This window comes from Flavonifractor sp. An100 (assembly GCF_002161175.1).
Taxonomy (GTDB): domain Bacteria; phylum Bacillota; class Clostridia; order Oscillospirales; family Oscillospiraceae; genus Lawsonibacter.
Window position 1 is genome coordinate 25,427 of the sequence record NZ_NFMA01000028.1, and the last position, 11,103, is coordinate 36,529.

The window sequence follows — 11,103 nt, forward strand, 5'->3', positions numbered from 1 at the left end:
CTGCGCCAAATCCAAACCTTTGTGATATAATGAAAATCACAAACCTAAGGAGGGATTGCTATGCGCAAGAATTTTGGGGCTAAGCCCTGGACCTATCCCCAGCCGGTCTTTATCCTGGCCACCTACAATGAGAACGGCACCCCCAACGCCATGAACGCCGCCTGGGGCGGCATCAGCGAGGACAAGGAGCTGAGCATGTGCATCAGCGAAGGCCATAAAACCACCGCCAACATTTTGGCCCGCAAGGCCTTCACCGTGAGCATGGCCACGGCGGAGCAGATGGTTGCCTGCGACTATGTGGGTATTGAGTCCGGCAACCAGGTGGCGGACAAGGTGGCGAAGGCCGGTTGGCACACCATCAAATCGGAATTTGTGGACGCGCCCCTCATCGCCGAGCTTCCCATGGCGGTGGAGTGCCGTCTGGTGAGCTATGACCCGGAGAGCTGCCGTCTGGTGGGCCAGATCGTCAATGTGAGCGCCGATGAGTCCGTGCTGGATGAGGATGGGAAGATCGCCCCCGGCAAGCTGCGGCCCATTACCTTTGACCCTATCCACAACGCATACCGTGTGCTGGGCGAGAAGGTGGGCAACGCATTCCTCGACGGCGCCAAGCTGAAATGATCTGCTGATCTGAGACAGGAATAAGGGAAGGAGGCGTGGCCTCCTTCCCTCATTTTTTCTGCCTGCGGATCACTGCCGCCCCGTCTTCTGCCGCTTGCGGAAATCCTCCTCGATGGCGTCCTTCCAGTGTGCGTCCAGGGGCGCACTGCACCGGACAGCGGCCACAGCCTGGCCAACCACCTCGTAGTTGAGGCGGGTACCCTCGCTGTCGCAGTGGTAGTTCACCGCCCGGTCTGGGGCGATTCCCAGGTGGCCTGCCGTCTCCACTGCGTCGATGTTGGCCCCCAGGAAGAGAAACTCCCAGCCGTACTTTTCCTTCTGACGCTGGATCATCTCCTTCACCCGCCGGGCGGAGTAGCGGCGGCTGGCATTCTCCATGCCATCGGTGGTAATAACGAAAAGAGTGTGCTCCGGCACATCCTCAGGCCTGGCGTACTTGTGGATGTTCCCAATGTGGTGGATGGCCCCGCCGATGGCGTCCAGCAGGGCGGTGCAGCCCCGGACATAGTACTCTTTTCCCGTGATAGGCTGGACATCGCTCACCTTCACCCGGTCATGGAGCACCTCGGTCTGGTCGTCGAAGAGAACAGTGGAGACAAAGGCCTCGCCAGGCTCCTTCTTCTGCTTTTCGATCATGGCGTTGAAGCCGCCAATGGTGTCGCCCTCCAGCCCCTGCATGGAGCCGCTTCGGTCCAGAATGAACACCAGTTCCGTCAAATTCTTCTTCATAAAAAATCCCCCTATGCTGTGTTTTTTGATTTACAAGCACAGTATAGGGGAATTTTGATTTGGACAGGTCGCCCGGCGGGCGACAAATTGTTATGCCTCAAACAGGGTGATCTGCGTGCCGTTCTCCTCCAGGAGCCGGAGCAGCTCCTGGGTTTTGAGCCATACGGTGGCGGCATTGTCATTGGGGTGTACACCAATCAGGCCGGAGCCCTCCAGAAATGATTTATCAAGCCAGAAGGTTACTTTGTGTTCCCGGTCATTGAGCAGACCAAGAGGCGTCACCGCGCCGGGGATTAGCCCCAGAATATCCATCAGATCCAGATCCGAGGCAAAGGTCAGTGGCCGGGTGCCGTTCTGTTGCCGGAAAGCCTTTAGGTCAACCCGCTTGTCTCCTTTGACCGTGATGAGATAGTAATTGCGCTTTTTGTCGTCCCGAATGAAGAGGTTTTTGGCATCGGCCTCCGGGTAGGGCAAGCGGATCTCCGCTACCTCTGCCATGTTGTAAACAGCTTTGTGCTCCGTCACCTCATACCAAATGTTTCTGGTACTGAGGAGCGCGTAAATCTCCTTCTTGTTCATATTCCAATTCTCCTCGCCATTACCCACCCAGTAGGCTCTGGTCAAAGGCGAAGAGAGCCTCGTTGATCTCAAAAATGTTGTAGTTTTGGTGGGCAATAAAATACTCCACGATGATGTCGAACTTGTTGGCGTGAGAGAAGGCAAAACCTGCCTTTTCCAGCATCTCCCGGGCCTCCTCCAGCGGCAGTTCCAGAGCAATGGCGAAGGCCATGGCAGTGGGCTTGGAGGGCTTATAGTGGACATCCGAACGGATCTTGGAGAACAACTTGCGGTCGATGTTGGCCTTTTTATAACACTGGGCGTCGGTCATGCCACATTCGTCGATCTTTCGCAACAGCATCTGAGAAAAGCTTTCGTCCAGTTTGCTGAGAGCCTCGTCCAGTCCGAAGGGAGCCGAGGTGCAAGGGGCAGGCATCCATTCTTCTTCCTCCATGGGCATGGAGGCCATAGCCATCCGGCGGCGTTGAGTCTCCCGGCTGTCGGTGTGGGTATCCACATAGCGGTCGTCGATGTAGGCAGCAATGTCGGCAAAGAGCTTTCCGCCAATGGTATAGGCGACTCGGTCGAAGATGACCAGATACACCGTCATGTCGTGGGCCAGAAGGAAGTCTCCGATGGTATCCACCGCCACCTTCAGGGCCTGATCCTTAGGGTAGCCATACACCCCGGAGGAGATCAGGGGGAACGCCACGGTTTCACACTGATAGGACAGAGCCACTTCCAGAGAGGAGCGGTAGGCAGAGACCAACAGTTCCCGTTCCCTGTGGCTGCCGCCCTGCCAGATGGGACCGACGGTGTGAATGACAAACTTTGCCGGTAAGCAGTAGCCCTTCGTGATCTTAGCCTGTCCCGTTTTGCAGCCTCCCAGGGTGCGGCACTCGGCCAGCAACTCCGGCCCGGCGGCACGGTGGATGGCGCCGTCCACCCCTCCGCCGCCCAGCAAGCTCTCATTGGCAGCGTTGACGACGGCGTCCACCTTCATGGTAGTAATATCATTTCGAACGATATGCAGGGGCATGACGACACCTCCTCACTTGATAGGGTCATCATACCATAAGCGGGACGGTATGGCAATCGAGCAGAGGATGGGGAGCGGTTTCCTGGATGCCCAGCATCTTTTGGATCATCTCATAGTGCTTAGCCACCGTGTGACGGGTCACCTTTGCGCCCTTAGCGATGGTGCTGTAATTGGTCTCATCGGGGCAGAGCCTCATGTACTCCCAGATCTGCCGCTGCTTCTTGGTGAGTTTCTCAGGCGATGGAATTCCTCGCAGCCGATCCAGGATGGCCTTCCGCTCGGCGTTCAGCTGCTGGATGAGTACCTTCAGCTTCTCCTCACACTCTTCACGGGTATGGGCGTAAACGCATTTGGAATGCTTGGTACCGTCCGGCCAGGTGGGTGAGTAGCGTCCCTCGAAGAGGTGGTCATTGAGTTCTGTGATGCAGCCGGTTCCCGGCTTGCGGGTGCGCCGCATGACCGGTCGGAAGTCAGTGAGCGGATTTGTCTCAGAAGAGTCCTCCGTCACCTCATTGCCCAGGCCCCGATCGATTTTGGCGGCGGCTTCGCTGAGCATATCGCCAGTGATGTGCGTATAAATGTCCAGCGTTGTAGCCGCCGACACATGGCCCAGCATGGAGGAGAGTGTCTTGATGTCCATGCCGTTTTCCAGTGCCATGGTGGCGAAAGTATGGCGCAGATCATGAAATCTGATTTTCTTACACCCGGCCCGTTCCAGAATGACCTGGAGCCGCCGGAGCACGGAGCTGGGTTTAATCGGTTCGTCTTCCTTGATAGGAGAGGGGAACAGCCAGCGGGAGCTCGCCGCCTTTCGGTATTCCCGGAACACCTCCACCACGGCAGGTGGCAGCACCAATTTGCGGATAGAGGCTTTTGTCTTGGGGACACTCAGCTGCATCTTTCCATTTACCTCATAGACCTGTTTGGTTACGGACAGCGTTCCGGTATCCAGATCCAGGTCGGACCATTGGAGGGCCAGCAGTTCGCCCCGGCGAAGGCCAGTGGATAAGTCCAGCAGGAACAGCTCAAAGTATCCGTCCGCCTTGGCCTGAATAAGAAATCGCTGGAGTTCCTGGCGGGACAGCACCTGCATCTCCCGGCTACGCTTGGGCGGAAGCTTGCAGCCTACCGCGGGATTGGTTCGGATCAGGTTTTCCTGCACCGCCTGATCCAGCGCTGCCCGACATTTGGCGTGACACATCCGCACCATGCGGTCGGACAGGCCCTTTCCATATTGTTCTGTGCGGACAAGTCGCCCCTCCTTTTTCAGGTGAGCGTAGAATTGCTGGAGGTCCTTCTGGGTTAACTGACACAGCGGAATCTTGCCCAGCTGCGGGATGATATGCTGATAGATGGTGTTCTCATAAGTGTTCTGCGTGGCGGAGCGGAGACCGGACTTGATGTAAGTTTGATACCAGAAGTCCATCCACTCCCCGAAGGGCATATCAGCACAGATCTTCTCGGACTTAGTGCAGCCCACTGTCTCCATCAGCTTGGTCAGTTTTTCCTGACACTCATGCTTGGTCTTGGCCAGCACATTTTTCGTTTTGGGAAGGCCCTTGTCGTCATAGCCCACCACGGCCCGGCCTTCCCAGCGGCCGTCCTTGCGCTGCCTTATGGTGCCGGTTCCGCTTTTTCGTTTTCTGGCCATGGATTCAACTCCTTTCCCAACAAATCTTCCAGGAAGCCACCCACCACATCACTGGCGGCTCTCTGCATATCCGGCGTCACATGAGTGTAGGTATCCAGCGTGAACGATGCGTTGGTGTGTCCAAGGATGCCGGAGAGAGTCTTGGCATCCACACCACTGGCCAGGGCGTGGGTGGCGAAGGTGTGGCGTAAATCATGGAACCTGATGTGAGGCAGTCCCGCCTCTTTCAGCAGTACCTTCATCCAGTAGTAAGCGGCACTGGGACGCACCGGTTTCTCCGGAGCCAGTGGTTCCGGGAAGATCCACTGACTGATGGCGTGCTTTTTCCTCTCCTTTAATCGCTGGACAGTACTGGGGGGCAGACGGATGGTGCGTCTGCCCCTCTCAGTCTTGGTCTCGCCGATCTCCATTTCACCCCGCTTAGGTACATTCACCGAGCGGAGGATTTTCAGCGTACCAGCGTTCTCGTCGAAGTCCCTCCACATGAGACCGCAGATCTCACCCCGGCGCAGGCCAGTGGTCAGTTCTGTGTAGAAGAAGTCCCGCCAGATTTCGTTCTTGTCCACTGCCGCCAGGAAGGCATCCATCTGATCTCGATCGAGAACCTGCTTGGGTTTGTAGTTGCTCTTAGGCAGTTTGACACCGTCCGTTGGGTTATAGGGAACGATGTGATCCCGTTCCGCATCCTTGAGGCAGCGGTGGAGCATGGCGTGGATGCGGAGCACCATGCTGTCCGACAGTTCGTGCCCGTACTCCGGGTGGTCGTGGACACGCCCCTCTTTCTTCAGCTTCCGGTACAGCTTTTGGATGTCCAGCCGTGTAACTCGGGAGACGATCTTGCCGCCCAAGTAGGGTTTCACATAGCACCGGATGTACTGCTCATAGCTGCGTAGAGTGTTAGGCCGCAGGGTGACGGCACCGTACTCCTCTATCCAGCGGTCCAGCCACTCGCCCAGAGTCATGCGGCTATCCTCAGTGAGCTGCGCATCCTGATAGATATCCATATCACGGTGGAGCTTGGCCAACAGTTCTTTCTGGGTTTTGGCCAGCACATATCGGAAGATGGGTTCGCCGTTTTCCTTGTGGCCCACTACGATGCGGCCTTCCCACCGTCCATCCTCCCGCTTGCGTACCATGCCGTCCCCGGATGGTCGTCTCTTTGCCATGTTGTTTCACCTCCAATCGTTCCGTTTCATTTGTTGTGTGGTTACTGCGTAGCCTATTTCACAGGAGGATACTTGTAAGGCTCCGCCACATACTGGTAGAGCACTGCACCGCAGCGGCGGCAGATCAGATACCGCAGTCGGTTGCCCAGCATTCCGTGTTTCCTGAATGTGACCAGCGCTTCGCCGTGCTGCCAGCCAAGGCCGATGTCCTCGCACCCACAGTACTGGCACCGCTGAATGGGAAGTCGATTTGTCATCTTGATCCCTCCTCCTGTTCCATTCTGCGGCAGACACGCTCCGTCTCCTCCTCGTCGAAGGAGTACAGACCATCCGCCTCCAATTCCTTACTCAGCCCCCAGGCCAGTTTGAACCCGGCGGTGAAGCTGGCCAGGGAGATCTCTTCTTTCAATAGATTCTGACTGTCCACCAGATGCATGAGCCTGCGGCGCTGCATCTTATCCAAGAAGTCCCGGACCTCCTGGCGGGTATTCTCGATGTCCTCTTCCAGTTCTGACACATCCGGTTCCCGGAAGAACCGCTGGTGCAGGGCTCTCATGTAGTCGTTCATTGCGCGTCGCCTCCTTATCAGCAACACACAATACCCGAACTGTTTCCCAATATCCACCCCTTATTTGAAACTTTTTCAGAAAGATTTCTGGGTGTGGAGAGGTTTTTATCTTTGTTTTGGCATGTCAGATTTTAATACGCCTACATCCCGCCCATGGTCATGCCGCCCATGTTCTGCTCCTCCTCATGATCGTCAGGCTTGTGGCCCATGGCGATCTTCTTCTGACGGATCTTCTGGAGCAGTTTACGGTCCGATCTCTGACTGCCCGGCGGGCAGGGCGGAATGGAGTTGTCCTGAAAGATCCGGCCCATGTGGTGGAGCAGTTTAGTAGCAGACAGGAGCACATTGGGACTGTGGTTGTCATTGATGTGATCCAGAAAGAACTGGGCATACTCGTTTCCCTGGGACGCGGATTCCCAGAACCAGCTGTACGCCTGCTTTCGATCCCGAGCCACATCCTCTCCAATGAGGTACAGCTTGCCCAGGGTGTACTGCGCATACTGATTCCCCTCCTGGGCGGCATCGGTCAGATACTCCACCACCCTGGCCGCATTTTTCGGGACATCCTTTCCCTCCAGATACAGTTTCCCCAGCCGGTAGGCGGCATAGGGATTGCCCTGCGCCGCCGCTTTCTCATACCAGGACACCGCTTCCTCCATTCGCTTTTGACTTTGCAGCAGTTTACCAAGGGCGTACTGTGAGAAGTCATGACCGGCTTCGGCGGCCCGGCAAAACCACAGCTCCGCCTGTTCGTCATCCGGCAGCACCCCCATACCATCCCGCCAGCATTTTCCTAACTGATGTGCTGCCACGGTGAAGCCGGCATTCCAGAGCCGCTCCAGCATCCGCACCTGCTCCGCCTTTTCTGCTTCTGTGTTTTCATATTCTGACAGGATCTCCTTGGCAGTCTGGTAGGCTTCCGCCATCTGCCAGTGGGAGGACCAGGCGTAGTACACCTCCTCCTGGTCCTCATCCACTTCGTCTTTCATGGCCGCATCTTCGAAGGTGAAGGTACCCAGGCGCAGTTCCTCCGCCTCCCGGATGACCATGTTCTTGATGGCCTTGAACTCGGATTGCTGTGACAATGGTTTGTGTCCTCTTGGCGTGTCCTTGTAGTACTGCTCCAGCTCATCCCGCAGCCGGTTCCATTGTTCATAGCACTCCGCCACCTCCGGGAGCCTGGCCAGTTCGTCCACGATGGCATCCACCTGCGCCTTTACTGGCTTTTTGAGATAGCCGTACATCTTTTTACCTTTGACCTCCGTCAGCATCCCGGCCAGCGTTTCCATCTGACTGGCGATGATAGGACTGTCGCAGAGTCCGGACTTCATCTCCCGGATGAGACGGCCCATGGCTTCCATTGCCGCGTCCCGCACCTCTTGATAGGAGATATCCTTCTGCTGATACAGGGACAGCAGCTCGTCCTGAAAAATGTCATTGGAGAGTTGAGAGCGCATCTGCTCAACGCCGCGCTCGGTCAGGTAGCCCTGCTTTGGATCATTGGACCATGCCATCACGTGGATATGCGGGTGGTGCTTCTCATCGTGGAAGGCGGCGCACCACCGAAAGCTGCTGGGTGGAATTTTCATCGCCGCCGCCAGTTCTGTCTGATGGGCCAGCAGCAATCTGCGCCAGCTCTCACTGTTTTCGTAGCCCAGCCGTGCGGCATCCTCCCGCTTCAGGGAGTAGATGAAGGTCCATACCGGACCGGCGTGTGCGTTGATCTCCTCCATGGTTTGCTCCAGATCAGCAGCACCGTCTGCAGAGAACAGACCGTGAGAGCGGGGACGCTCGGCCATGTACTCCAGGTAACCACCGCCTGCCGTGGGTTCCATCAGTTCCACGCCATCTCGGGTGGCGATGTACTCGGCGTAGTGTCTGCCGCCGCTTCCCGGCTTAATGTAGCCGGACTTTTGAATGAGACCCTTCATTCTTCAATCCTCTTCTGAAACCGGAACGCATCCTGGAAATCAATTTCCCCGTTGGTCTCTTTCACATTTTTCACGCAGCGCACCCGAAGTTTTTGCAGTGTATCCAGGCCGACATTGATATCGCTGGCAAGCAGATTCGCCATCACATCCTGGTCCACTGCCTGTTTGAAGAGCAGATGCCCCATGCGTTTTCCGAAAGCACCCAGCTTGCCCTCCAGCACATCCGAGAGGATACGAGGCAGATATTCCTCCGCGTGTTCCGTGTCCAGGTAGCCGGAATAGAACTGGATCGCCTTTTCGATGTACTCATTTTTGGTGGAGCAGTTGTCCGCCTGGTAGTGATGTTCCACATCGGCCCAGGCCGATTCGCTCAGCCACACCGAGTGTTTCTTCTTTACCTCTTTCATCTCCAAAATCGCCTCCTTTTCTCATCAACGCCGCCTGAAATCCCGCAACGGTGGGGATTCAGGTGGCTTTTCACAAGAACAGCGCCAATCTCAAAGCCTACTGGCCGAAACAGCGCCAACTCCAAATCCCCGAAACCGCCCGCACTGCGGGCGGATGTGACTGCCCGGGCGCACAAAAGCGCCAGGGCTTTCTCCTGCTCTTTCTTTCGTCCTCCGCAGAGCCATCAGAAGGGCCGGGGGCTCCTTTCACAAATCTGCGAATAGCGGCCCAAAGCGGCCCGTAGCCGCCAGGGAGGGACAGGGGGCCCTACCCCTCCCGCAAGCGGGGCACACAACGGCTCACAGGCGGTCACGCGGGGGATTCCCGCTCCTGCAGGAGTTTAGCGATCCGCTGCCACTCAGTGGACAGCTCCAGATCCTTCAACTGTCGGCTGTAGAAATCCTCCACGACCTCCTGGACTGGCCGGAGGGTGAACCGCAGATTTCCGTTCCGCTTGCCGTGGGATTTGGTCACCACCTCAGTCGGCTCGGTGAGGATGAGCCCCCGCTCCTCCAGTTGCCGGATGTACTTGCGCACTGTGTTCTCACTCATACCTACTGCACCTCCGATGGTTTGGATGCTGGGCCAGCATTGATGGGTCTTCTGATTCTCGCAGCGGCGCAGGTAACAGTACACCGCCAGTTCGCCGTGGCTCAGGCCCAGGAGAAAGATCTCATTGGGCAGAGAGAAAAAATTTCCGTGACTGCTGTATTTCATGCTCCACCTCCCGCGTGTTCGCTCACCCATCGGATGAACGGTTCCTTGGGCACCACCATCCGGTTACCGATGCGCAGCACCGGGAAGCCCGGTTCGTGCATCAGTTCGTATCCGCTGGATGGTGACACGCCAAGGACCTTGGCGACCGTTGCCGCATTGAGAAAAAGCGGCAGGTCATCATAGCTTTTGAAACTGGATTCTTTCATGATGATAACCTCCTGTCCAAATTTTCTTCTTATTATTTGGTCACTGGGGACAGCGTTTGAGAATCGCTCTACTGTGTAGGAAAAGCCCTCCCACAGTATTAGGCGACGAAACGAATGATTTACAAAACTCCAAAATGAAAGTTGGGGTTTTATACAAATTGAAATCTGCAGACAGGCTGATTTTATTGACTGTGTGCTGCAATTTCATCATCACATACCATCCCTATCACTTACCCCAGGAAAACAAAAATCGGGCGCACGAGAACAACACAGCGGTCCGCCGGAAACGGCAGATTTTGTGTTCTTCTCATGCGCCCGGCAATTTGGTGACTCAGAGACAGTGTCTCAGGACCCGTGGCTCGGTGCAGCATGGTTGCCGTATGAACTTTGTAGGATCATCTTAACAGAACGATTGTTCGATGTCAAGGGCTGACAGAAAAATTTATTCAAAATCCGTATCAGTTGAATCGCTTTGGTATCATTCCCATGTGCATCCCGGAGATTTGTCTCGGCTGATGAGAGCGGCGGCAGGAAGCTGGCAGACACAGGCGAGGGTTTTATTTGTTTAATTGTCCCGCAAAACTTGAGGCCGTGTTCTCCGGTCAGGGATTGTGTCCTGTTCGTCACGCCGCCTTTCTCGCCACCACCACGAAGCGGCCGTTGTCTGTATGGTAGCTGCAGGTGGACAGGGTGAGGAGCCGGTCGCCGTACTGGGCGGCAATCCCGGTGTCATAGAGAGCGGCCGCCTTGGCCTGCTCCACATACTCCGTGAACCGCTCCGGGTCGCTCAGGTCGGCGTACTCGTAATACCGGAACACCCCCTCCGCATCCACCGGGTAGATCTCGGAGTAGAACGCGGCCAGCACCTCATAGCCGCCCTCCTCGTCCAGGGTGTCGAACTGGATGGCCGGATGCTCCGCCCAGTAGTCCTCATTGGCGTAGCCGGGCAGGGAGCCGAACATGGTCCCGTTCTTCATGTGGTGTCCGTAGACCAGATAGTGGTTCCCGTCCTCCTGGCAATCCCCGTCCAGGAAGGGGACCCCGGCCACGGAGTAGGAGCCGTCAAAGGCCCGGCGCAGATAATACTCCGGGTCCTCCGGGGTGAACATGACCGGGTAGTCCAGTTTGGTCCCCTCGATTTTCACCCAGCCGAAGAGGTCCGGGTTCTCCCCGTGGAGGGCCGCGTAGCCCTCCAGCCGGGAGGGCAACGGCTCCTCCTCCGGCACTTCTGAGGCGGACGGCGGCGCGGCCTGGGCCGCTTGCGCCGCCGCCTGAGCCGCCTGCTCGGCCAGGCGGGCAAAGGCGGCCTCCTGGGCCCGGCTTTCCAGCACGGAGGAGAGGGCCATGCCGGCGGAGAACAGGAACAGGGCGGAAAAGGCGGCAGCCAGCGCCAGATACAGTTTCTTATGCTTCATACAGAGCTACTCTCCCAATAGGAAGCGGGGGGGGGGGGGGGGGGGGGGGGGGGGG

The 11,103-nt window shown here is 57.0% G+C and carries 13 protein-coding genes; 1 reads left to right on the forward strand and 12 read right to left on the reverse strand.

Going from position 1 to position 11,103, the window contains the following annotated elements; genetic code table 11:
* Positions 1-60 precede the first annotated feature (60 nt).
* Positions 61-621, forward strand: coding sequence for a flavin reductase family protein (locus tag B5E43_RS13215; RefSeq protein ID WP_087397458.1), 561 nt, complete (start codon positions 61-63; stop codon positions 619-621).
* Positions 622-690: 69 nt separating this feature from the next.
* Here B5E43_RS13215 and B5E43_RS13220 read toward each other — a convergent pair whose 3' ends face one another.
* The 12 genes from B5E43_RS13220 to B5E43_RS15360 form a co-directional block, all read right to left on the reverse strand.
* Positions 691-1,350, reverse strand: coding sequence for a vWA domain-containing protein (locus B5E43_RS13220; RefSeq protein WP_087397460.1), 660 nt, complete (start codon positions 1,348-1,350; stop codon positions 691-693).
* A gap of 90 nt (positions 1,351-1,440) precedes the next feature.
* Positions 1,441-1,929, reverse strand: coding sequence for a prolyl-tRNA synthetase associated domain-containing protein (locus tag B5E43_RS13225; protein ID WP_087397462.1), 489 nt, complete (start codon positions 1,927-1,929; stop codon positions 1,441-1,443).
* A gap of 19 nt (positions 1,930-1,948) precedes the next feature.
* Positions 1,949-2,947: an O-acetyl-ADP-ribose deacetylase gene (locus B5E43_RS13230; RefSeq protein WP_087397464.1), complete on the reverse strand. Its 999-nt coding sequence runs from the start codon at positions 2,945-2,947 to the stop codon at positions 1,949-1,951.
* Between the two features lie 28 nt (positions 2,948-2,975).
* Complete coding sequence (locus B5E43_RS13235; RefSeq protein WP_087397466.1) at positions 2,976-4,598, reverse strand: site-specific integrase; 1,623 nt, start codon at positions 4,596-4,598, stop codon at positions 2,976-2,978.
* A complete protein-coding gene (locus B5E43_RS13240; RefSeq protein WP_087397468.1) occupies positions 4,562-5,764 on the reverse strand; it encodes a site-specific integrase in 1,203 nt (400 codons plus the stop codon). Before B5E43_RS13240 ends, B5E43_RS13235 begins: the two co-directional genes overlap by 37 nt.
* A gap of 53 nt (positions 5,765-5,817) precedes the next feature.
* Entirely contained in the window at positions 5,818-6,021 is a 204-nt protein-coding gene (locus B5E43_RS13245; RefSeq protein ID WP_087397470.1) for a hypothetical protein, read from the reverse strand.
* Positions 6,018-6,332 (reverse strand): hypothetical protein, encoded by a 315-nt coding sequence (locus B5E43_RS13250; RefSeq protein ID WP_087397472.1) that lies wholly within the window; start codon positions 6,330-6,332, stop codon positions 6,018-6,020. The genes B5E43_RS13245 and B5E43_RS13250 overlap by 4 nt, the downstream gene beginning before the upstream one ends.
* 140 nt (positions 6,333-6,472) lie before the next feature.
* Positions 6,473-8,263 (reverse strand): MobP3 family relaxase, encoded by a 1,791-nt coding sequence (gene mobP3, locus B5E43_RS13255; protein WP_087397474.1) that lies wholly within the window; start codon positions 8,261-8,263, stop codon positions 6,473-6,475.
* Positions 8,260-8,670, reverse strand: a complete 411-nt coding sequence (locus tag B5E43_RS13260; RefSeq protein ID WP_087397476.1) for a hypothetical protein — start codon at positions 8,668-8,670, stop codon at positions 8,260-8,262. Before B5E43_RS13260 ends, mobP3 begins: the two co-directional genes overlap by 4 nt.
* A gap of 349 nt (positions 8,671-9,019) precedes the next feature.
* Positions 9,020-9,427 (reverse strand): helix-turn-helix domain-containing protein, encoded by a 408-nt coding sequence (locus tag B5E43_RS13265; RefSeq protein WP_087397478.1) that lies wholly within the window; start codon positions 9,425-9,427, stop codon positions 9,020-9,022.
* Positions 9,424-9,633 carry a helix-turn-helix domain-containing protein gene (locus tag B5E43_RS13270; RefSeq protein WP_087397481.1) on the reverse strand — a complete coding sequence of 70 codons (210 nt, stop codon included), beginning with the start codon at positions 9,631-9,633 and terminating at the stop codon, positions 9,424-9,426. The genes B5E43_RS13265 and B5E43_RS13270 overlap by 4 nt, the downstream gene beginning before the upstream one ends.
* A 623-nt stretch (positions 9,634-10,256) precedes the next feature.
* Positions 10,257-11,048, reverse strand: a complete 792-nt coding sequence (locus B5E43_RS15360) for a class B sortase (RefSeq protein WP_206407003.1) — start codon at positions 11,046-11,048, stop codon at positions 10,257-10,259.
* Between the last annotated feature and the right edge of the window lie 55 nt (positions 11,049-11,103).

What these genes read in the sequence shown, in the direction of transcription:
- B5E43_RS13215 (WP_087397458.1), top strand. Translation starts at nt 61, where the DNA reads ATGCGCAAGAATTTTGGGGCTAAGCCCTGGACCTATCCCCAGCCGGTC.
- B5E43_RS13220 (WP_087397460.1), bottom strand. Translation starts at nt 1,350, where the DNA reads ATGAAGAAGAATTTGACGGAACTGGTGTTCATTCTGGACCGAAGCGGC.
- B5E43_RS13225 (WP_087397462.1), bottom strand. Translation starts at nt 1,929, where the DNA reads ATGAACAAGAAGGAGATTTACGCGCTCCTCAGTACCAGAAACATTTGG.
- B5E43_RS13230 (WP_087397464.1), bottom strand. Translation starts at nt 2,947, where the DNA reads ATGCCCCTGCATATCGTTCGAAATGATATTACTACCATGAAGGTGGAC.
- B5E43_RS13235 (WP_087397466.1), bottom strand. Translation starts at nt 4,598, where the DNA reads ATGGCCAGAAAACGAAAAAGCGGAACCGGCACCATAAGGCAGCGCAAG.
- B5E43_RS13240 (WP_087397468.1), bottom strand. Translation starts at nt 5,764, where the DNA reads ATGGCAAAGAGACGACCATCCGGGGACGGCATGGTACGCAAGCGGGAG.
- B5E43_RS13245 (WP_087397470.1), bottom strand. Translation starts at nt 6,021, where the DNA reads ATGACAAATCGACTTCCCATTCAGCGGTGCCAGTACTGTGGGTGCGAG.
- B5E43_RS13250 (WP_087397472.1), bottom strand. Translation starts at nt 6,332, where the DNA reads ATGAACGACTACATGAGAGCCCTGCACCAGCGGTTCTTCCGGGAACCG.
- mobP3 (WP_087397474.1), bottom strand. Translation starts at nt 8,263, where the DNA reads ATGAAGGGTCTCATTCAAAAGTCCGGCTACATTAAGCCGGGAAGCGGC.
- B5E43_RS13260 (WP_087397476.1), bottom strand. Translation starts at nt 8,670, where the DNA reads ATGAAAGAGGTAAAGAAGAAACACTCGGTGTGGCTGAGCGAATCGGCC.
- B5E43_RS13265 (WP_087397478.1), bottom strand. Translation starts at nt 9,427, where the DNA reads ATGAAATACAGCAGTCACGGAAATTTTTTCTCTCTGCCCAATGAGATC.
- B5E43_RS13270 (WP_087397481.1), bottom strand. Translation starts at nt 9,633, where the DNA reads ATGAAAGAATCCAGTTTCAAAAGCTATGATGACCTGCCGCTTTTTCTC.
- B5E43_RS15360 (WP_206407003.1), bottom strand. Translation starts at nt 11,048, where the DNA reads ATGAAGCATAAGAAACTGTATCTGGCGCTGGCTGCCGCCTTTTCCGCC.